The 20,102-nt window shown below is 37.5% G+C and carries 21 protein-coding genes; 9 read left to right on the forward strand and 12 right to left on the reverse strand.

Going from position 1 to position 20,102, the window contains the following annotated elements; genetic code table 11:
* Positions 1–42 precede the first annotated feature (42 nt).
* The 3 genes from AN486_RS11500 to aat form a co-directional block, all read right to left on the reverse strand.
* Positions 43–1,089, reverse strand: a complete 1,047-nt coding sequence (locus AN486_RS11500) for a cyanophycinase (RefSeq protein WP_190383816.1) — start codon at positions 1,087–1,089, stop codon at positions 43–45.
* A 125-nt stretch (positions 1,090–1,214) separates the two neighbouring features.
* On the reverse strand, positions 1,215–2,402 hold the full coding sequence (locus AN486_RS11505) for a glycosyltransferase family 4 protein (RefSeq protein ID WP_290600717.1): 1,188 nt from the start codon (positions 2,400–2,402) through the stop codon (positions 1,215–1,217).
* Positions 2,403–2,752: 350 nt separating this feature from the next.
* Positions 2,753–3,328 (reverse strand): leucyl/phenylalanyl-tRNA--protein transferase, encoded by a 576-nt coding sequence (aat, locus tag AN486_RS11510; RefSeq protein WP_053539976.1) that lies wholly within the window; start codon positions 3,326–3,328, stop codon positions 2,753–2,755.
* Positions 3,329–3,381: 53 nt separating this feature from the next.
* Here aat and AN486_RS11515 point away from each other — a divergent pair, with 53 nt between their 5' ends.
* Positions 3,382–3,711, forward strand: a complete 330-nt coding sequence (locus AN486_RS11515; protein ID WP_053539975.1) for a hypothetical protein — start codon at positions 3,382–3,384, stop codon at positions 3,709–3,711.
* 206 nt (positions 3,712–3,917) lie between these two features.
* On the opposite strand, the gene rpsN is transcribed toward AN486_RS11515, so the two are convergent.
* The 3 genes from rpsN to ppsA all read right to left on the reverse strand — a co-directional run bounded on the left by rpsN (position 3,918) and on the right by ppsA (position 10,090).
* Positions 3,918–4,220, reverse strand: coding sequence for a 30S ribosomal protein S14 (rpsN, locus tag AN486_RS11520; protein ID WP_027404105.1), 303 nt, complete (start codon positions 4,218–4,220; stop codon positions 3,918–3,920).
* A gap of 494 nt (positions 4,221–4,714) precedes the next feature.
* Positions 4,715–6,229, reverse strand: a complete 1,515-nt coding sequence (locus AN486_RS11525) for a pyruvate kinase (protein ID WP_290600718.1) — start codon at positions 6,227–6,229, stop codon at positions 4,715–4,717.
* Positions 6,230–6,499: 270 nt separating this feature from the next.
* Positions 6,500–10,090: a phosphoenolpyruvate synthase gene (gene ppsA / locus AN486_RS11530; RefSeq protein WP_290600719.1), complete on the reverse strand. Its 3,591-nt coding sequence runs from the start codon at positions 10,088–10,090 to the stop codon at positions 6,500–6,502.
* Positions 10,091–10,425: 335 nt separating this feature from the next.
* On the opposite strand from ppsA, the gene AN486_RS11535 reads away from it, so the two are divergent.
* Positions 10,426–10,674, forward strand: coding sequence for a hypothetical protein (locus AN486_RS11535; protein ID WP_039204343.1), 249 nt, complete (start codon positions 10,426–10,428; stop codon positions 10,672–10,674).
* Between the two features lie 138 nt (positions 10,675–10,812).
* On the opposite strand, the gene AN486_RS11540 is transcribed toward AN486_RS11535, so the two are convergent.
* Positions 10,813–11,418, reverse strand: a complete 606-nt coding sequence (locus AN486_RS11540; RefSeq protein ID WP_290600720.1) for a Uma2 family endonuclease — start codon at positions 11,416–11,418, stop codon at positions 10,813–10,815.
* 178 nt (positions 11,419–11,596) lie between these two features.
* Positions 11,597–14,506, reverse strand: coding sequence for an isoleucine--tRNA ligase (gene ileS, locus AN486_RS11545; RefSeq protein WP_290600721.1), 2,910 nt, complete (start codon positions 14,504–14,506; stop codon positions 11,597–11,599).
* Between the two features lie 201 nt (positions 14,507–14,707).
* Here ileS and AN486_RS11550 point away from each other — a divergent pair, with 201 nt between their 5' ends.
* Positions 14,708–15,733, forward strand: a complete 1,026-nt coding sequence (locus AN486_RS11550; protein ID WP_290600723.1) for an endonuclease NucS domain-containing protein — start codon at positions 14,708–14,710, stop codon at positions 15,731–15,733.
* A gap of 100 nt (positions 15,734–15,833) precedes the next feature.
* On the opposite strand, the gene AN486_RS11555 is transcribed toward AN486_RS11550, so the two are convergent.
* Complete coding sequence (locus AN486_RS11555; RefSeq protein WP_290600725.1) at positions 15,834–16,376, reverse strand: transposase; 543 nt, start codon at positions 16,374–16,376, stop codon at positions 15,834–15,836.
* Positions 16,377–16,585: 209 nt separating this feature from the next.
* Between AN486_RS11555 and AN486_RS11560 the strand changes: the two genes are divergently transcribed.
* From AN486_RS11560 to AN486_RS11570, 3 genes are read left to right on the forward strand one after another with little or no spacing between them, the layout of a single operon-like run.
* Complete coding sequence (locus tag AN486_RS11560; RefSeq protein WP_015079878.1) at positions 16,586–16,816, forward strand: hypothetical protein; 231 nt, start codon at positions 16,586–16,588, stop codon at positions 16,814–16,816.
* Entirely contained in the window at positions 16,794–17,150 is a 357-nt protein-coding gene (locus tag AN486_RS11565) for a type II toxin-antitoxin system PemK/MazF family toxin (RefSeq protein ID WP_254433040.1), read from the forward strand. Before AN486_RS11560 ends, AN486_RS11565 begins: the two co-directional genes overlap by 23 nt.
* The gene (locus AN486_RS11570) at positions 17,147–17,377 is read left to right on the forward strand and encodes a DUF4926 domain-containing protein (RefSeq protein WP_053539968.1); all 231 of its coding nucleotides are present in this window, start codon (positions 17,147–17,149) and stop codon (positions 17,375–17,377) included. The genes AN486_RS11565 and AN486_RS11570 overlap by 4 nt, the downstream gene beginning before the upstream one ends.
* On the opposite strand, the gene AN486_RS11575 is transcribed toward AN486_RS11570, so the two are convergent.
* From AN486_RS11575 to AN486_RS11585, 3 genes are all read right to left on the reverse strand, one after another.
* Positions 17,374–17,790, reverse strand: coding sequence for a type II toxin-antitoxin system VapC family toxin (locus AN486_RS11575; RefSeq protein WP_053539967.1), 417 nt, complete (start codon positions 17,788–17,790; stop codon positions 17,374–17,376). The two genes, AN486_RS11570 and AN486_RS11575, sit on opposite strands and share 4 nt — an antisense overlap.
* Positions 17,787–18,032 carry a hypothetical protein gene (locus AN486_RS11580; RefSeq protein ID WP_053539966.1) on the reverse strand — a complete coding sequence of 82 codons (246 nt, stop codon included), beginning with the start codon at positions 18,030–18,032 and terminating at the stop codon, positions 17,787–17,789. The genes AN486_RS11575 and AN486_RS11580 overlap by 4 nt, the downstream gene beginning before the upstream one ends.
* A 201-nt stretch (positions 18,033–18,233) precedes the next feature.
* Positions 18,234–19,010 (reverse strand): DUF5131 family protein, encoded by a 777-nt coding sequence (locus tag AN486_RS11585; RefSeq protein ID WP_053539965.1) that lies wholly within the window; start codon positions 19,008–19,010, stop codon positions 18,234–18,236.
* Between the two features lie 173 nt (positions 19,011–19,183).
* On the opposite strand from AN486_RS11585, the gene AN486_RS11590 reads away from it, so the two are divergent.
* The 3 genes from AN486_RS11590 to AN486_RS11600 are packed head-to-tail and all read left to right on the forward strand — an operon-like array spanning position 19,184 to position 20,070.
* Positions 19,184–19,438 carry a hypothetical protein gene (locus tag AN486_RS11590; RefSeq protein ID WP_193964919.1) on the forward strand — a complete coding sequence of 85 codons (255 nt, stop codon included), beginning with the start codon at positions 19,184–19,186 and terminating at the stop codon, positions 19,436–19,438.
* Positions 19,428–19,805 carry a type II toxin-antitoxin system RelE/ParE family toxin gene (locus AN486_RS11595; RefSeq protein WP_039202178.1) on the forward strand — a complete coding sequence of 126 codons (378 nt, stop codon included), beginning with the start codon at positions 19,428–19,430 and terminating at the stop codon, positions 19,803–19,805. Before AN486_RS11590 ends, AN486_RS11595 begins: the two co-directional genes overlap by 11 nt.
* The gene (locus AN486_RS11600) at positions 19,798–20,070 is read left to right on the forward strand and encodes a DUF4926 domain-containing protein (protein WP_053539964.1); all 273 of its coding nucleotides are present in this window, start codon (positions 19,798–19,800) and stop codon (positions 20,068–20,070) included. Before AN486_RS11595 ends, AN486_RS11600 begins: the two co-directional genes overlap by 8 nt.
* Positions 20,071–20,102 lie beyond the last annotated feature (32 nt).

Raw genomic sequence — 20,102 nt, forward strand, 5'->3', positions numbered from 1 at the left:
CATGAGTGGGCTTATGAGGTAGATTTGTGTAGAGAAATGGTATTAATAAGGATCGGAATCAAACCTTCCCCGCTTCACACTTCTGAGATAATAACCCCGTGACGGTAATTTATTTAAGTCGAAAGTGTCACCTCTAGGAACTCGCCAGATTTTGTAGTCGTGATAGGTGAGAGGAGTCCCCTTTTCACAAATTTCTGGGAGATGATCTCCTAAGACAAAATAGGCTGAACCTTTACCCACAACTTTAGCAATACCATATTTATCAACTAGTAAAGATGTTTGTTCACTAATTGCTATCCCTAACGCTTTTGAAGATACACCATCTTGAATTTGTCGGGCAATAAAAACCATAATTCTTCCCATTCTTTTGCGTTCATCAAAGTGGGTATCAATGATAGTTCCGCGCAAATATTTCCACTGGAAAAAATTATAGGTAAAGGTAATATTCCCGTAAGGATCATCAAGGGCTTCATGAGTTTCAATACTATCTTCACAAGCACAGGAATCATAAACATATTCACTTTGAATCATCGCCCCGGCACTTGTACCCCCAATCGCACCGCCTTTATCGTAAACTGACTTGATAGCAACTTCTAATTTAGTGTTTTTCCAGTGGCGAATATATTCACATTGATCACCACCCGCAAAGAAAATTACGCCAGCATTTCTGACTTTATCAAAAATATCGGTTCTGTTCGCTTCTTGACGATTACGAATGATGAGAGTTTCTACATATTTGACACCTCTCATGGGATAAATTAACTGATTGTAATCATCATTACCAGCAGCCCGAATGACTAAAACATTAACTTTATTGTCGCTGTAACTACCACCCCTGACTTGATTAATCATCCATTGGATAGCGTCATCAACATCAGGACCACCTCCACCTAAGTTATGAACAGGACCAGCTAATTTAGGGAGTTTATAAGCTGGTTTGGCGGTGGGAGTCTGACTATCGGCGATGATATCCTCAAAGAACCGTTTTAACTTGGCTGTTAAACGATCTAGGATACGATTTATCATCTTCAATAAGCTGTTTTTTGCATTATGCAAACGCTTGGATGTATTTAGGAATGCCTTTATCATATTAAAATCTTGTCAAGCAAACAGCAATCATTTCTAACTTTCGCATTGTCCAAGGCTAAATTCCTAGCGTACAGGGTTTGTAGTGTTTTTTTATGGCAAATTATCAGCGTAATCTTTGATTCTCGTTACCAGACAATTTCTGCTCGTTCTTGCACTACTCTTTTATAAACCATTTCTGTTTGCTTACCTAATTTTGTCCAGCTAAATCTTTTTTCTAAATCTGCATAAGCGTTATTTACCAACCATTGACAATAATCTGGGTTTTTCAAAACTTCTAATATTCCCCAAGCTACAGAGTCCGAGTTATTTACCCAAGTGGTAATTCCCGTTTTTGCGTGTTGAACTACTTCCGGTAAACCACCAGTATCGGAAACTATGACTGGTACGCGAGAGGCAAAACTTTCTAAGGCAACTATACCAAAGGGTTCATAAAGACTGGGAAAAACTGCACAGTCGGCAATTGTTTGAAATTTATCTAAGTATTCATCAGTCAGAAACCCAGTAAAGTAACACTTATGCCAAATTCCCAAATCCCAAGCTTGACGTTTAAGATGGTCAGTATTACCACCACCGACGATAACAAATTTAACATTACCTTCCATTTCCCATAGTACCTTGGGGGCGGCATTAAGTAATATGGGTACGCCTTTTTCATAGGTCATGCGACCAAGATAATACACAATTTTTTCATAATCTGCGGCAAATCGTCGCCGAAAATCTTGAGCATGAAAATCTTGATGATGTATTTTCTTTTCTGGACGGATGCCATTATAGATTACGTCAATTTTATCATTAGTAATATGTAGTGTTTGGATCATTTGCTGACGCATATATTCACTACAAACAATGACTCGCCAAGCATTGTGAGCTAGTGCATATTCTTTATCATGAATATAGCGTTGGGTATCATTATGAATGCCGTTATAGCGTCCATGTTCGGTGGCGTGAATTGTGGCAATGAGGGGAATTTTAAAGGTATGCTTGAGAGCGATCGCTGCATCTCCAACTAACCAATCATGGGCATGAATCAGATCAAATGGACTTTTGTCGGTCAACAACTGACCACCATGTTTTCCCATGCTCTCATTTAAGTTTACCACCCAGTGGAAAAAATCGTTACTAGCAGGTACTGGGACACGATGGATATGAATTCCTTCAACCACCTCATACAAGGATGCTGGACCGAATTCTGGCGTGATTAGGTGGATATCATGACCTAGCTTGATTAGTTCCGGGTACAACTCAGCAACGTGACGAGCAATTCCCCCAACTATCCTCGGTGGAAATTCCCAACTCAGCACTAATATCTTCATTTGACTCCCCGATGATTGACAAAAATCTCAAAAGTTTAAAAACTATAATTATCTCAAAAAAAAAGGGAACAGGGAACAGGGAACAGGGAACAGAGAATATTTTGCCATAATATTCAAAAATATAGAACTCATATTTGATTCTTGAAAAAAATTAGGTATTGTAGGGTGCGTCAGACTGCATAAATTGTATCAATAAACAGATTTGTAATATCTGACGCACCCTACGTATCTTTTCATAAATCAAATATTATTGCTATATGTTTCATTTCTTATACATAGCAATCCTTATGAATTTTTTTTGTTCAAACTCCTGACTGGGCGCAGGCCCTGCGCCCCTACCTCCTGACTCCTTAAATTAAGTTACAAGAACTTGATACAGCTTGTTTAAGTAAAACTGCATATTCTTCACTACTAATATGATAAGCGCCAAATCTAGCTAAATGAGGATTCATCATTTGTGCGTCAAATATTCTAAATTTCCGTTGACGCAATCTTTCCACTAACTTCACCATTGCTACTTTAGAACCTTCGGAAATGTTGAAAAACATGGATTCACCAATAAAAGCACCACCAATGACAATTCCCAAAATTCCCCCAGCTAATTTATCATCAAACCAAGTTTCAAAACTATAAGCGTAACCATTTTGGTAAAGTAACTCATAAATCTTGACTAATTCTAGAGAAATCCAAGTTGTGTCCCGGTTAGCACAGCCAGCAACCACTCCTAAAAAGTCCCGGTTAATGGCGACTGTAAACCTTTCTTGGTTAATGACGCGCTGTAATGACTTAGGATAGCGAAAGCGTTCATCCAAAGGGATTAGAGTCCGTTCCTTACTTCCATACCATCCCAGGTTATTACTTTCATCAGACATGAGAAAATAACCTTGAGCATAACCCCGAACAATAGCAGCAACATCATATTCCATTATCTTCTTCTAAGATTACCCTAGCAAACAAATTCTATATAAAATATACAAAAATGACTTCAGTAGTTCCATCTATTACCTTACCTCCTTCGGAAAATCCCCAGCAAGAAGGTGAATGGTTACAACAAAACCTGTTACATTGGCTTGATGAAGAGTTTATTCCTGAAGCAATCAATCAAAATATTGCCCAGCGGGCATCACAGATTTTTGTGAGACAACGCATGGAGGGAGAAAATGATTTAGGTTCTCTGGTAATTGCTATTGTTACAGAGATGCAATCATTTGATTTTTCTAAAAGTTTTTTTGGAGAGTTTGCGATCGCCAACGCCGTTAGCGATCTACTCTTAGATAGCCTGGGAATTGATTATTGTTGTGGGCAATAATACCTTGGTCATTGGTCATTGGTCATTGGTAATAGGGAACAGGGAACAGGGAACAGGGAACAGGGAACAGGGAACAGGGAACAGGGAATAGGGGGATATTGATATTTCTCTTGCCTCTTGCCTCTTGCCTCTTGCCTCTTGCCTCTTGCCTCTTGCCTCTTGCCTCTTGCCTCCTTCTACTGACCACTGACCATTGACAACTAACTCTACCAGCTAGACTTAACAACACCAGGTAAAAGACCTTCGTGGGCCCATTCCCGGAGTACGTTCCGAGACAAGCCGAAATCACGGTAAACGCCTCTAGGACGACCAGTTAACCAGCAACGGTTGTGCTTACGAGTAGGCGCACTGTTACGGGGTAATTGTTGAATTTTACGGTGAACTTCTAACTTCAGCAACGGAGATTCTGCTGTTCTAAACTCTTCTAATAGTGCTTCTCGCTTTTCAGCATACTTAGCTACCATTTTGGCGCGTTTCTTCTCGCGCTCAATCATACTCTTTTTCGCCATGAATTCCCTAATCTAATGAAAGACAGCATTCCCTATTCTACACCTTTATTGGCAATAATAGAGAAATTGGTAATAAAGTAAGTAGGGTTTGCTGAAAAAGTTGTCTGTGAGGGCTAGGAGTCAGGAGTCAGGAGTCAGAATACACAATAAAATCAAACTGTGTAAAAAAACGTAAAATCGCTGAAAACTTCTTTACTCTTGCCTCTTGCCTCTTGCCTCTTGCCTCTTGCCTCTTGCCTCTTGTCTCTTGCTTCTTGTCTCTTGCCTCTTGTCTCTTGCCTCTTGCCTCTTGCATCTTGCCTCTTGCATCTTGCCTCTTGCCTCTTGCATCTTCCCTTGCCATAACCACAATTTTCAACGCCAACCTACTTAGGGACTTCCAAGAAATAAATTATCCTGATTAACGAACCACAGAGGCGCAGAGGACACAGAGGAATAAGGGTTTGAGAGATTTTTGCGTTAGGTGGTTGAGTATTTTTTTATTTGGAAGTCCCTTACCAAGAATGTAAAGCCCGTAACTGAGGTGTTTTTTTGACTTGATGGGCTTGCATTCTCGTGAGGACATCATCTAAGATGCCTACGGCTTCAATAATATAATCACCCTTATTGAGCATGACACATTCTGCCCGTTCTGACATGGCAGCATCAGTAATTTCTGCCCGTGACGGCATTCCGTGTTTAACAAGATTTTCTAAGACTTGAGTTGCCCAAATTACGGGGATATGGGCAGCTTCACATAACCATAGTATTTCTTCTTGAATTTCTGCCAGCCGTTGATAACCAATTTCCAGCGCCAAATCTCCTCTGGCAATCATAATTCCAAAGGGTTGTTTCCCGGCGGCTTGAATAATTAATTCTGGCAAATTACTCACTGCTAAGGGTGTTTCTATTTTGGCAACTATGGCAGGTGTGGGAGAATTTTCTGGTAATCTTGTCGCTAATTCTTGTTGCAAAAGTTGAATATCTGCGGGTGTTTGCACATAGGAATAACCGATAATATCAACTTGATTGGCATGGGTGGTGATAAAATCTAAATCTTCTTGATCTTTTGTGGTTAAAGAACTCAAATGTAATTCAGTGTCAGGAAAATTAATGCCTTTTTCTGGTAATATTTTCTCACCTTTGAGACGGGCATGGGTAATTTTTAACCACACTCCCTCAGATGTAATTGACTCCACACAAGCACCAATCCGTCCATCATCAATCCAAACCATTGTACCAATTGTCAGTTGTTTTAATACTTCGGGAATTGTGCAAGTGGCTTGAAAAAAGGCAGAATCAATAGTCGTGGGTAACTCATGGGTAAGGAGAAGAGATTCACCTTTAAATATTCGTTGTTTGGGACTGGGGGTAAGAACAGATTTAATTCTGGTTTTGGGACCACTCAAATCCATGAGAATTTTACAAGAAGATTCTAATTCTAATTCTAATTCTGCTTGTTTGACATTGTTAATCATTGCTAACCATTCAACCGGGGTATCATGGGCGCAATTAATTCTTACACAGTTTGTTCCTTGCCCAATGATATCCCGCAGGAATTCGTAATTGGTAGCGGCTGCATTGGGTAACGTTACCATGATTCTGACGCGACGGTTATCGAGGGTGTTGCCAAATAAATCTTCGGTATTTTGTTGAAGTAAGCGATCGCCTTCAAAAAATGCGTCCAAAGGTGGATGTATAATCATAGAATCCTTATCTGTGCCACAAACTGCCTGTAATGTGGCAATCACCGCATCTAAAGTCGGTAAAACCTTAGCTTCTATCCTCCCCAATGAGGACAAACCCCAAGGCATTAAAGCCGCTTGCAGTTGTCGCAAATCGTGTCTTCTTAGTGCCAAATAATAGGCAAGATTGAGACTACTATTAATAAAAGATTGTCGGTGAATTTGCTTTTTCCATCTTTGAAATATTTCTTTTCCTTCCTCATCAACAGATTGACGAAGTTCTTGTAATGTGGTAAGCAAAATACAAGGATCAGATAAATCCAACTCTATATTAGTAGACCGCATATTAATAAATTCAACTCCACTAATTTAAAAATCTTTTTTTAACGAACCACTTCAGGCACAGAGGTCACAGAGAGAAGAAAAATTCTTGACTGAATTGTATTGGACTATAACGGACATTTAAATTCACTTTTTACCTACTGTTAACTAATCCTTTCAAAAAAGTAAAAATCTTGAAAAATTCTCTCCTAACCTCTTTCCTCCAGAGGAATAAGGGTTTGAGAGATTTTTGCGTTAGGTGGTTGAGTATTTTTTTATTTGGAAGTCCCTTAGTTATTCCCCTGTTTCTGCTTTCGCAATTTCTAACATTGTCTTAATCACAGAATCAGGGTTGAGACTAATAGAATCTATACCTTGTTCAACTAAAAAACGAGCAAATTCTGGATAATCGCTGGGTGCTTGTCCACAAATACCAATTTTGCGACCATTTTGTTTAACAGTAGTTATGGCTTTGGCAATTATTCTTTTAACAGCTTCGTTGCGTTCATCAAATAAATGTGCCACTAATTCAGAATCTCGATCTAATCCTAATGTTAATTGGGTTAAATCATTAGAACCAATGGAGAAACCATCAAAGACTTGGCTAAATTCATCAGCTAATAAAACGTTACTTGGTAACTCGCACATAACGTAAACTTCTAAGCCATTTTCGCCTTTAACTAAGCCATTTTTTGCCATTTCTGCTAATACTCGTTTTCCTTCTTCGGGAGTGCGACAAAAGGGAACCATGAGAATCATATTGGTTAAACCCATTTCTTCTCTTACCCGTTTCATAGCTTGACATTCTAATGCAAAACCTTCACGATAACGGGGATCATAATAACGAGAAGCACCACGCCAACCAAGCATGGGATTTTCTTCTTTGGGTTCAAATTGTCTACCACCTAAAAGGTTTGCATATTCGTTACTTTTGAAATCTGATAATCGGACAATTACAGGTTTGGGATAAAATGCTGCGGCTATTGTACCTATACCTTGCGCCAATTTAGCAATAAAGAATTCGGCTTTATCTTCATATTGGGCTGTTAATTCAGTAATTTTATATTTGGCAAGTTCATCTTCTAATTCGTCAAAATGTAATAATGCTAAAGGATGGGCTTTAATATGATTAGCAATGATAAATTCCATTCTCGCTAAACCAACACCATCATTAGGAATTGCGGTTAAACCTAAAGCTTCTTCAGGATTACCCACATTCATCATTATTTTGGTGCGGGTTCGAGGCAAGTTATCTAATGGTAATTCTTGAATTTCAAAGTTTAATAAACCTGAGTAAACTTGACCGGTTTCCCCTTCTGCACAGCTAACAGTAATCTCTTGTCCTGTTTGTAATATTTCTGTTGCATTTCCACAACCAACAATAGCAGGAATACCCATTTCTCTAGCAATAATTGCCGCATGACAGTTACAAACAACTACAGGAGTATATTTATCCGTAAAAACCAGATAATTATGATGATCCGCAACAGTAATATTATAAACTTCAGCGTCTACTGCATCTGCAACTTTAATAACTCGTTGCATTCGGAAATCACCTTTTAAAAGGTCTGCAAATTGGCTTATTTCCCGCAGTTGTTTCTCGGAAATCAATAAATTTTTATCTTTTCTAAGTTTGATTTGTCCGGTAACATTGTTAGCAAATAGTTGATTAGTAGCAAAAAACCGGGTTTGAATAGTTCTTGGAGTAACTTCTCCCTTAACTCGTTGGGTATATTCTAAAATTTCCTCTAATTTTTCTACAATTTGGACATTGTAGATATGACGATTTTTAGTAACTTGAGGAACAGTATTGATTTTTAAACAAGCAATAATCACAGCTTGTAGTAAGTTCTCCTCAGAGATATAGATGCTAATGCGATTATTAGCATAGCAGCCATCACCATCAATCACACCTCCTAAAAAGTGATAAGAAACTTCTGAAGTGTTTTCTAGGAGAATTTGAGTAATTTGTTGTTCTTTTTGTTTTAAGTCGTAAGCTGTAGCTTGTCCTTTTACCTGTTTTCTTCGGATGTAACCTGAAGATACTGCTTTCTCACAAGGAGTAAAAGATTTACCATAAACAGCATTCATTTTGTCATTCATAGTAGCTATGAATGCTTGTTTTTCTGGTAAACATTTTTGAATAAACTGGACTTCTCCATGAGTTCGACTAGTGTAAATTGAACCGTCTGTGATGATTCCCCCAATCAGATAAGCTAAATCAGCTTCTTGATTTTTGTTGTCACCTAATGTGGGAATATTCTGAGATACAAGCACCATTTCCTGAGTATCTAACATTTCTTGAATCTCAGTTTTGGTATATTCACCATTCCGCAAGTTGACCATTTTATGATCAGGAGTTAATCGCAGGATATTATCTGTGACTCTCCCAGTTTGAGATACACTCACACCAATTGTTTTAGATGTCCGTTTCATAGCATCTGTAATGGGTTTCCATTCCATTTGATGGGTTTTGGTGTTGAGGGCTAAAGTTGATAATTCTTGATATCCTTGTTCATAAATCTGCTGAATGGTCATAAAACCTTGATTGGTGAGAATTTTTGTCTCTCCATCAAAACAAGTCCGTCCCCCAGAGTTAGTGACAATAGCACTAGCTTTTTTCATAATCGGTTCCCAGTCGGGGTCTGTGCGGTTAGTAACTAACACTTCTCCGGCTTGAAAGAGATTAATGTCAGGAACATCTAAAATTACTCTAGCTTGTCCTTGACCAATCATTTCGCCAACGCTGCGACCTGTTAATAAAACTTGACTTTTTTCTTGGAGTTGATAACTTCTGAGAACGGTTTTTGATTTTTGTGATTGAACTGTTTCTGGTCTAGCTTGGACGATAAATAACTCACCAGTTATGCCATCTTTTGCCCATTCAATATCCATTGGGGTGGATATTCCCCGAATTTGGGAATAATGATCTTCAATGATACAAGTCCATTCCGCTAGTTGGAGGATTTCTTGATCATTTAGGGCAAATTGATGACGTTCAAGTTGAGAAACGGAAATATTTTTGGTTAATTTTGATCCGCCTAGATCATAAACCATTTTAATTTCTTTTGTTCCCAACCGCTTTTGGAGAATGGGTTTATATCCTTTTTTTAAAGTTGGTTTAAATACTAAGTATTCATCTGGGTTAACTGCACCTTGAACGATGTTTTCACCCAAACCATAAGCAGCGGTAATTAAAGCGGCATTTTGAAACCCTGTTTCTGTGTCAATGGAAAACATGACTCCAGAAGATGCTAAATCAGAACGTACCATTTTTTGGACACCGACTGATAAGGCTACTTCAAAATGATCGAAACCTCTTATTTGTCTGTAGGAAATTGCCCTGTCTGTGAAAATAGAGGCAAAGCATTTATGGCAAGATTCTAATACACCTTTGATGCCATGAACATTCAGGTAGGTTTCCTGTTGTCCCGCAAAACTAGCATCTGGTAAGTCTTCCGCTGTAGCACTAGACCGAACAGCTACATCAGTATTAATATCGTATTCTTCACAAAGATTTTGATAGGATTTAGCGATCGCTCCTTGTAATTCTAGCGGAAATGGGGTTTCCAACATCAATGATCTGGCTTTTTTCCCACATTCCTGCAAATTATCCATATCTTCCACATCTAAATCTGCAAAAATCTTCCTCAGTTTTTCCTCTAACCCAGCCGCAGTAATAAAGTATCTATAAGCATAAGCAGTAGTGGCAAATCCAGTGGGAACTTTCACTCCTTGGGAACTGAGTTCTTGAATCATTTCCCCTAAAGAGGCATTTTTACCACCTACTAGGGAAATATCTGCAATTCCTACGGCATTAAAGGGTAATACTAAAGCTTCTTGATGAATTTGGCTATTTTCTTGGTTGCGTTTAATTTCCAACATATTCTGAGATTCCTTAAATAGCTACTGTTATTTAATTCAGAACCCATTCTGTTTATGCACGGACAGTTTAAAGATGTTGCGAGGATATAGAGGAGGGGACGGGATTTACTACCAGATGTCTCATCCATTTAAGATTACTCTAGTTTAGAGTGTAAATAAATATAGAGGCAATATAGCGAAATATTACGTAATATATTGTTCTTGCAAATATTCTCACAATCCCCCCATCCTTGAGAGTTAAAATTCAGGAATGTACATAAGAAGTTTTATTTTATCTCAATTCATTACATGACTACATTTAGCCAACCGCTTGCAAAGAAGGACTTAAAACTATTATGCCTCAATGCCCTTGTTGTTCCGATTCACTCTTACACCATATTCGTGGTACTGAATCTTATTGGTTTTGCCGCAGTTGTTGGCAAGAAATGCCTGTATTAACCCAACGTCATACCGCTGAAGTCCCAAGACCCATTTTAGCAAAGTTAACTAAAAAAATCGCCCCCCCAGAATATCGTCTTGGTTCTTATTGTTTAATTCAACCAAATTCTTTTCAATCAAGATTAGAGGGAAAATTCTCTCGCTAAAGCTGGAATATAATTTATTTATTACCAAATAAAATTTCAAGAATGATTGTAGCTTGCTTCCCGAAGGGTACGCAGATGAACGCAGATGAATTAATGGATTTATTAGTTTTTACAATATCTATGTTCTACTGTTATTTATTACCAAATCTGACTTAAATCTAAAACAAATCCGGGTAATAAATTCTCACCAGTTAATGTTTGGGGATTGTCTAATTCTTCAACTACACAATTGGGACGATAAATAAATACTTTCCGTTGTTTTCTATCAATTAACCATCCTAATTGTGTACCATTATCTATATATTCTTGCATCTTTTCTTGCAGAATCTTTAAATTATCAGTTTCTGAACGCAATTCAATAATGAACTCAGGACAAATAGGAGCAAATTTTTTCCTTTGTTCTGCTGGTATTGCTTCCCATTTTGTGCGGTTTATCCAAGCTGCGTCAGGAGAACGCACTGCACCATTAGGTAAGGTAAAACCACCACTAGAACCAAATCCTACTCCTGTACCATTTTGCTTTGTCCAAACACCTAATTCACCAATTAAATTAAAATTACGTTCACCTGTTTCTAAATCTGTAGGTGACATAATTAATAAATCTCCAAATTGATTACGTTCAATTCTTAAATCACGGTTTAATTGACAAAACTCAAAGAATTGCTCATCACTTATAATAATATTTGGTTGCATTTTCAAAACCATTGGTAAGGTTTCTATAACTACAGTTGTTTGAGTTTTCATAGTTTTTGTTTTCATATTATTAGGACTTACACAAAATATCCTCAAAACCTCTTTCCTCTGTGTCCTCTGTGCCTCTGTGGTTAGATATTCCGTGATTCGTGCGTAAGTCCTGATTATGTATGATAGGGAAAACATTGTTGCGTGTAGGGGTTTAGCATTGCTAAACCCTTACATGATTTTAAAATTCTCCAGCTAAAGCGGGAACACATCTTTCACAAAGTAAAGGATGTTCTGCTGATTCACCCACATGGGTAGAATAATTCCAACAGCGATCGCATTTGTGATAAGATTTCCCTTCATCCTCATAGTCTGCGGCATTAACTACCCCAATATCCCAATTATCTTCACCTTGAACTCGCAGGGTTTTCAATCCTTTTAATGTCTCAGGAGTATCTAATAATTGGACTTCAGAAGTGAGGAACAAATATCTTAATTCATCAATTCCATTCCCGCTAACATTTAAAGGTTCAATAGCAGCGCGTAATTTTTCATCACTAAGATAAATCAATGCAATAGCTTCTAAAGAAGAACCAATTAACTTTTCTGTCCGCGCTTGTTCTAAAACCTTATTTACATCACCACGAATTCGTCGCAGTGTTTTCCAAAATTCCGCTAATTCGGGATTATCCCATTTATCATCCACTTGCACCCAACCAGCTTGGAAAACTGATTTATATTGGGTTTCGTAGGGGATAAATTGCCAGATATCTTCCGCAGTATGACATAGAACGGGAGCAATGGCGATCGCTAAATTCTCCAAAGCAATTTGCAAAACCGTTTGACAACTACGACGACGGAAAGCATCAGCAGAACTGATATATAATCTATCCTTCGCAACGTCTAAATAAAAGTTCGACAAATCCACAACGCAGAAATTCTGCACAGTTTGAAAAAAGCGGAAAAACTGGAAACTATCAAAAGCGTCCGTCACCTCATTAAACACCTCACGAATGCGGTGCAGCATATATTTATCCAAATCTGGCAAATCATCAAAAGCTACAGCATCCTTCTGAGGATCAAAATCATGCAAACTACCCAATAAAAACCGCGCTGTGTTGCGAATCTTATTTCTGACATCCGCTAATTGCTTGATGATGTTACCACCCAACCGCACATCACCAGAATAATCAACCGAAGAAACCCACAACCGCAAAACATCCGCACCATAAGCAGGTTGTTGTTTTTGGTTAGTCCCACCTTGAATCATCAACTGAGGGTCTACCACATTCCCCACCGATTTGCTCATTTTTCGTCCATTTTCATCCAAGACGAAACCATGAGTTAACACAGTTTTATAAGGTGCAATGCCATTAACCGCGACACTGGTTAACAAAGAAGATTGAAACCAACCCCGATGTTGGTCAGAACCTTCCAAATACATATCAGCAGGATAGCATAACTCTGGTCTTTGCTTGGCCACAGCCGCCCAAGATGAACCAGAATCAAACCAGACATCCATTGTATCTGTACCCCGGCGGTAACTCTTGCCATTATTGCAGTATTGTTCCGGTAACAACTCCTCAACCGACAACTCCCACCAAGCATCAGAACCCTTTTCGGCAATAATAGCTTGAACGTGGTTAATCGTGTCCGCATTCAGCAAAACTTCCCCAGTTGCTTCATCATAAAACACGGGAATAGGAACACCCCAAGAACGCTGACGAGAAATACACCAATCGGATCTTTCTGCTATCATCGGCGTGATGCGGTTTTCACCTTGTGCCGGAATCCACCGCACAGATGAAATAGCCTTTAAAGCCTCATCCCGAAAACCAGCCACAGAAGCAAACCATTGTTCAGTAGCGCGGAAAATCGTCGGTTTCTTCGTTCTCCAATCATAAGGATACTTGTGAGGATAAGCCTCCTCCTTCAACAGAGAACCAGCCTCGCTTAAAGCGTCAATAATCGCTTGATTCCCCTCACCCAAAACATTCAAGCCAGAAAACTTACCAGCCTCATCCGTAAAATTCCCACTATCATCAACAGGGGCAAGAATCGGCAAACCGTAACGCTGACCAACAATATAGTCCTCTTGACCATGACCAGGAGCAGTATGCACCAACCCAGTCCCCGACTCAGTAGTGATATAATCACCACCAACCACCACCGGACTTTCACGGTCAAACAAAGGATGACGGTAAATAGTCCCTTCCAAATCCTGACCAGAGAATTTAGCCTTTACAGTCAACTCACAATCTAAAACCTCTCCCAACCGTTCCACCAACTCAGCCGCAACAATCAGATATCTGCATTCCCTTTGCGCCTTTGCGCCTTTGCGTGAGACCTCCACAACCACATATTCCAACGCAGCATTCACAGCCACAGCCAAATTACCGGGGATAGTCCAGGGTGTAGTAGTCCACACAGCCACGCCCAAATCAGGCAAGAAGCCATCCAAACTAGCCTTTAACCCTTCAGCAACCTTCACCACCGAAAAAGCGGCGTAAATACTGCGAGAAACGTGACCTTCAGGATATTCTAACTCAGCTTCTGCTAAAGCTGTTTTAGAACTAGGACTCCAATGCACAGGCTTTAGACCGCGATAAATATAACCTTTGAGGAACATTTCCCCAAAAACGCCAATTTGCGCGGCTTCGTATTCTGGTTTGAGGGTTAAATAAGGATTTTCCCAATCACCCCAAATCCCATAGCGTTTAAAGCTTTCCCGTTGTTCGTCCACCGTCTTCAGTGCGAACTCTTTCGCTTTTTGACGCAATTGCAAAGGAGTGAGATTTTGCCGTTCTGCCTGTTTCATATTTTGCAGAACTTTCAACTCAATGGGCAATCCGTGACAATCCCAGCCAGGAACGTAGCGAATTTTACGACCTTGGAGCAAATGGTAGCGGTTAATAATATCTTTGAGAATCTTATTTAAAGCATGACCAATATGCAACTGGCCGTTAGCATAGGGAGGACCATCGTGCAGTATAAATAATTCACCGGGGTTGTTTTCAGCCAGTTGAGAATAAATGTGGTTTTCTTCCCAGAATTTTTGGATTTCGGGTTCGCGCTTGATTGCGTTTGCCCGCATATCGAAGTTAGTCTTGGGTAAGTTGACGGTATCTTTGTATTTTCCAGTTTCGGTCACAATCTCATGCCTAAATGTAGGTGTGCAGGTTATCCGATCAATTATAAGTCGTCGGTTGGGTTGAGAAAACCCAACAACGCTTATTGGTATTTTGGAGTTAATGTTGGGTTTCACTTTATTCAACCCAACCTACAGGACTGAACAAGTATAATGAGGTACTTTTTATTATAAATTAAATATATTATTACTCCTATCACCACAATGAAAAACAACGTAGCATTACAGAAAACTGATCAAGGCTGGAAATTTATTGATGAGTCTGAATTAGAAACCTTTGTTTGGGAGAATTTAGAAGAAATATTTCAACTAAAACCCTTAACACGCCAATTATATATAAAAGGAGAGATTTGTGATATTGTGGCAATTAGCAAAAATAATCAACTGACTATTATTGAATTAAAAAATACAGAAGATCGTTATGTTATTAATCAACTCACACGCTATTATGAAAATTTAGCAGAAGAACAACCTTTTAAAGATAATGTTGATTACAATCAAGAAATTAATTTATTTGCAATATGTCCTAATTTCCATCGTCATAATTTAATAGACAAAAAACACAGTCGTTTAAATTTTGATTTATTTACTTTCTCGATTCTATATAAGGAAAGTGAATTTTATTTTTCTTTATCTCACATTCATAACCAATCAGAAGAGAAACTGATAAAAATTAATTATCAACAAGTTAATTTACAAAATCAACAAAATGATCATATTCCTGAACCACCAAGATTATTATTAGATTGGTTAGGGGCGTTAACAAATACAGAATTAGAAAATTTAACGCAAATCAGGCAGCAAATATTAAGTTTTGATCAGAGAATAGAAGAAATTATCGTTAATAAAAGTATTGTGTATGCTAGTAAATATGGCAAGGATAAGCTGAGACGGTGTGCAGAATTTTCTTTTGATAGGAAGTCGAAAAAGATCATATTATTTTTATGGCTAACTATGCACCATCGTAAAAATAAAACTATTGTGAGAATGCAACTTGATACAACAGAGGAATATCTCACATATAAGGCGTATATTCCTATGAAAGAAAAAAGTACATCTTGGTCTAATAAAGAAGTCGGTGGTCATGGCTGTTATGTTGTTTCAGAAAATTCAGGAAGATTATTTTCAGAAACTATACATTTAGGACGAGTATACCACCAAACATTTGTTGATGAAACTAAAAATCTTGTTAATGAAGCATTAAAAATATGGCTAAAAAGAATTAATTAAATTAATTTTTGTAGGTTGGGTTGAGGAACGAAACCCAACAATTTTGATGTTAATGTTGGGTTTCATTTCATACCCTTCGGGAAGCAAGCTACAACCCAACCTACTCGTTGCCAATATCATCATCAAAAATAATTTCCTCACCCGCACCCCACATCATGTCATACATACCTTGACGCACAGCGCGATGAAAACTGGAATATTCCCAATCTTTTGGTGCTGTTACCAAACCATGTTTCACGGGATTATAATGAATATATTCAACGTGATTTTGAAAGTCTATTTCATCTCTAATTAAATGTTCCCAAAACCGATATTGCCATATAGCCCGTTGTTTTTTATTTTTTCTAGATATAGATATTTTTTCTGGTGAAATAGTTTCACATTTACGACTAAAATAACTTTTAATTAACCGCCAACGGGTAGAAAAATCCTGATCATTTTCTGGTAAAGTCCAAATACAGTGGAGATGATCAGGTAAAATAACAACAGCATCTATAATAAATGGATGTTTCCGCATTACATAACCAAAAGCATCTCTTAATAAAGAAACATTTTTTGGTAAACATAATATTTTTTGTCTTTTCTCTGTCACCACTGTAAAAAAGTATGTTCCTCCTGCCACATTGGCGCGGCGATATTCCATACTATAAATATCCTGTAATTAAAGTTGTATTTTATGATCTTGATTTTACCCCGTAGGTTGGGTTGACGCAAGGAAACCCAACATTAATTATAATATTCTGGTGGATGGTGTTGGGTTTCGTTCCTCAACCCAACCTACGAAGGTTGCAGAGTCAGTATATCTTACTTTTCTTACTTTAAAATAGAAACTACTTACAATTGCCACAAATTATGATCAACCCCCAAATTTTAGAAGCTATTAAACAAATGCCTAATGTCGAAAGACTAGAGATAATAGAATTTGCCTTAAAACTCATGCGTGAAGAAATGCAAAATCCTCAAAAACTGAGCTTAACTGCTGCTGCGGAAATGATGCGTTCTTATTATGAAACAGAAAGCAGTTTAACAGAATTTGTTGATACTTGTAATGAAGATTTTTATGAGTACCAAGATTATGCGTAGAGGTGAAATCTGGCTGTATAATGCTGATCCCACAGTAGGGGATGAAATTAGCAAAACCCGACCTTGTATCATTGTTAATAATGATGATATAGGTACTTTACGCTTAAAGGTTATTGTACCTATTACCGGATGGAACGAAGTTTTTGCACAAGTACCTTGGATGATACGTATTGAAACAACAGCAGAGAATAATTTAAGCAAATTATCCACAGCAGATACTTTTCAAATTCGTTCAGTTTCTCAACAACGACTAATTAAAAAAGTGGGAATAGTTGCGGAAGAAATTATGCAGGAAATTAGTAATGCTTTAGCTATTGTTTTGAATATTAAATGACTAAAAATACACCCAATTTACTAGACGTAGTAGCACTCACAATTGATTTACCTGAATATAATTTATTGCGTGGTCAAGTTGGTACAATAGTTGAATTATTAGCTGATGGTGCTGCGTTTGAAGTAGAATTTAGCGATTCCCTTCGGGATAGCTTCGCTTCACGCAATGGACAAACTTATGAATCTATTGGTTTACGTCCAGAGCAAATAATGGTGTTACATTTTTAGGATAAGGGAGGTGTTATCCAATTTTCATATTCTAAATTAGGGATATTTTGAAAGTGCTTAATATTGGCAGTGATTAAAACGCATTTATGATGAATTGCTGATGCTCCAGTCAGTAAGTCGAGGGGAGTAATTAATAAACCTCTCTGACGTAAATCTTGATAAATAATACTGGCAACATTAGCTGTATCTATATCAAGGGGTAAAATCTCGCTGCTATTGGCAAGAATTTCAAATTGCTGCAAAAGATTTCTAGCATCTTTATACAGCAATCCACTTTTGATTTCGTAATAGGTAAGAACAGAAAAAGTTAGATAACTATGAAATTGTTGATATTCACGGAATTTTTTGACAACTTGTGTTTCACCTCGCAGAAAATATGAGAGGATATTAGTATCTAGTAAAGCTTTTTTCACAGTTCAATTTGCCTTTTCAAGTCTAGTAATCTTTGTTCTGCAATCTCATGTTCGAGGTTTTGTAAAAGTATAGTTTCTTCAGCATTCGCAATACCAGCAAATTGCATAAAATCTATAGTTTTTGGATGCAGTAGTTGTTGACGCTGTGCTAATTGTTGGAAAATCAGTTGAGCAATTTCATTCTGTTCATCTTCAGGTAGCCGGGAGACGACAGCATAAGCTTGTTGTAAGAGATTAGTCATAGTTTTTTGTCGCCATTATCAAAAATTTTGGTAAGTTGATAAAACTAGATTAATTTTATCACAAACATTTTATCTTTCATAAGAAAACTTTATTTTTTTGTAAATTTATTTTAAATAAAATTGTGTTTTGTACTACATAACCACCTGTTAATGAACGAAGAAAAAATACCTTTGGAGATTCTGTTAAAGTCACATTTCCACCTAAGCCGTAAGTTGCAAACTTTCTTTTTTTAATGCTAATTTTCGTGGAGATTGACCCCATTTTTTCTGATGTTCTTGCCAAGCTTCTGGCATTTCATCCCATATTCTACCATCTAATAACTTACCTCCAGCTTTAGAAGTTCTACCACCGATTTGCTTAAAGAAAAATGCAACCTCTGCTTTTTGGCATTGGTCACGAATGTCTTCAGCCCATTCAATATTCATTGGACGATGTTTTTGACCAGATTCTCCACCAACAATGACCCAATCAATATTTGTGAGGTCAAGATTTAATGAACCTAACAATGGTTCACAGGAAAGAAAACGCACATTTGCAGGAACTTGACGAAGTAAATCAATACGAGAAACATAACTTTGATTTTCCACTGATACACCTAACCAGATATTTTTATGAAAGTCTAGATGTGGTGCTAATTCAACTAATCTTTCAGGTCTTTTTGTTAATATTTGATATATGTGATGAGGCGTAGCATGAATCACTTTAAAGACCTTTTGAATAAAATCTAAAGGTACTTCTTCATGAAAAAGATCACTCATTGAATTAACAAAAATTCTACTAGGAGTACGCCATTTTAAAGGTTCTGTCAATCTTTCTGGATGTAGAGTTAAATCAAATCCATTTTTAAAATTATTAGGAAAGCGTTTAGTAATAGCTTCTGCGTAGCAATGCACACAACCTGGACTAACTTTGTTACAACCAGTTGTGGGATTCCAAGTTTTATCTGTCCACTCAATACCTGTGTTTATACTAGACATGATGATTTAACCTCAGTCAGTTATGAATTTTGTAAGTTATCTGGATTTGATGTTTTTAATTCGTATGTACTATAATATAACAGATTTTATGAGTATCGAAAATAATTTTCTCCTAACTTACAATTTTTTATTTTTGCAGGTTTACAATATATAAAGTCATCCACAATAGACTTATGACACTAACCCTCAGCTTACCACCAGAATTAGAACAGTATTTAATACAAGAAGCACAACAGCAAGGACTTTCTGTGGAAACATACACATTGGAACTTATCCAAAAATCTATTTTCCAATTAGAGAAAAATTCATCTCTTGAAGAAACACCCACAGAAATTGTCATTGAAGGTATTCATCAGGGAATAAAAGAAGCATTAAGTGGACAAACTATACCCCTTTCACAAATGTGGGAAGGAATAGATGCAGAATAATAATGAACCACTACTAATTGAAATTGCTCTTACTCCTCGTTTTCAAAGGGATTTAAGAGAACTGGCTAAACGCTATCGTTCAATTCGTAGTGATGTTCAACCTTTAATTGATCAACTACAAGCAGGTGAAATTCCTGGAGATAGAATTGCGGGAATTAAATATCAAGTTTTCAAAGTTCGTATTAAAAATAGTAACATTCAAAAAGGAAAAAGTGGAGGATATAGGGTGATTTATTATCTGAAAAATGCTCAAGGAATTATACTCACTACAATTTATTCTAAATCTGATCTGACAGATGTGAGTAATGAAATAATTGAACAAGCAATAGCTCAATATGAAGAAGGAAAGACAATTCTAGATGACTAAAAGTATGCCCCAATTACTAGACGTAGTAGCACTCACAGTTGATTTACCTGAATATAACTTGTTACGTGGTCAAGTTGGTACAATAGTTGAATTATTAGCCGATGGTGCTGCGTTTGAAGTAGAATTTAGCGATTCCCTTCGGGATAGCTTCGCTTCACGCAATGGACAAACATATCAATCTGTTAGTTTACGTCCAGAGCAAATAATGGTTTTACATTTTGAGCCAAAATCCCCTAATTTAGTACCGGAAATGGTTACAGCGTAAGTAATTGTGGGTTGGGTTTAACTTTGTTCTAC

This window comes from Anabaena sp. AL93 (genome assembly GCF_001672085.1).
In the GTDB taxonomy this organism is placed as follows: Bacteria; Cyanobacteriota; Cyanobacteriia; order Cyanobacteriales; family Nostocaceae; genus Dolichospermum; species Dolichospermum heterosporum.

Excerpts from the sequence above, each read along its gene's own strand:
- AN486_RS11590 (WP_193964919.1), top strand. The coding sequence starts at position 19,184 with ATGACACTAACCCTCAGCTTACCACCAGAATTAGAACAGTATTTAATA.
- AN486_RS11535 (WP_039204343.1), top strand. The coding sequence starts at position 10,426 with ATGCCTCAATGCCCTTGTTGTTCCGATTCACTCTTACACCATATTCGT.
- AN486_RS11500 (WP_190383816.1), bottom strand. The coding sequence starts at position 1,089 with ATGATAAAGGCATTCCTAAATACATCCAAGCGTTTGCATAATGCAAAA.
- AN486_RS11565 (WP_254433040.1), top strand. The coding sequence starts at position 16,794 with ATGAGTACCAAGATTATGCGTAGAGGTGAAATCTGGCTGTATAATGCT.
- AN486_RS11580 (WP_053539966.1), bottom strand. The coding sequence starts at position 18,032 with ATGACTAATCTCTTACAACAAGCTTATGCTGTCGTCTCCCGGCTACCT.
- AN486_RS11550 (WP_290600723.1), top strand. The coding sequence starts at position 14,708 with ATGAAAAACAACGTAGCATTACAGAAAACTGATCAAGGCTGGAAATTT.
- AN486_RS11505 (WP_290600717.1), bottom strand. The coding sequence starts at position 2,402 with ATGAAGATATTAGTGCTGAGTTGGGAATTTCCACCGAGGATAGTTGGG.
- AN486_RS11570 (WP_053539968.1), top strand. The coding sequence starts at position 17,147 with ATGACTAAAAATACACCCAATTTACTAGACGTAGTAGCACTCACAATT.
- AN486_RS11600 (WP_053539964.1), top strand. The coding sequence starts at position 19,798 with ATGACTAAAAGTATGCCCCAATTACTAGACGTAGTAGCACTCACAGTT.
- AN486_RS11515 (WP_053539975.1), top strand. The coding sequence starts at position 3,382 with ATGACTTCAGTAGTTCCATCTATTACCTTACCTCCTTCGGAAAATCCC.
- AN486_RS11585 (WP_053539965.1), bottom strand. The coding sequence starts at position 19,010 with ATGTCTAGTATAAACACAGGTATTGAGTGGACAGATAAAACTTGGAAT.
- rpsN (WP_027404105.1), bottom strand. The coding sequence starts at position 4,220 with ATGGCGAAAAAGAGTATGATTGAGCGCGAGAAGAAACGCGCCAAAATG.
- ppsA (WP_290600719.1), bottom strand. The coding sequence starts at position 10,090 with ATGTTGGAAATTAAACGCAACCAAGAAAATAGCCAAATTCATCAAGAA.
- AN486_RS11525 (WP_290600718.1), bottom strand. The coding sequence starts at position 6,229 with ATGCGGTCTACTAATATAGAGTTGGATTTATCTGATCCTTGTATTTTG.
- AN486_RS11595 (WP_039202178.1), top strand. The coding sequence starts at position 19,428 with ATGCAGAATAATAATGAACCACTACTAATTGAAATTGCTCTTACTCCT.
- AN486_RS11560 (WP_015079878.1), top strand. The coding sequence starts at position 16,586 with ATGATCAACCCCCAAATTTTAGAAGCTATTAAACAAATGCCTAATGTC.
- AN486_RS11555 (WP_290600725.1), bottom strand. The coding sequence starts at position 16,376 with ATGGAATATCGCCGCGCCAATGTGGCAGGAGGAACATACTTTTTTACA.
- aat (WP_053539976.1), bottom strand. The coding sequence starts at position 3,328 with ATGGAATATGATGTTGCTGCTATTGTTCGGGGTTATGCTCAAGGTTAT.
- AN486_RS11540 (WP_290600720.1), bottom strand. The coding sequence starts at position 11,418 with ATGAAAACTCAAACAACTGTAGTTATAGAAACCTTACCAATGGTTTTG.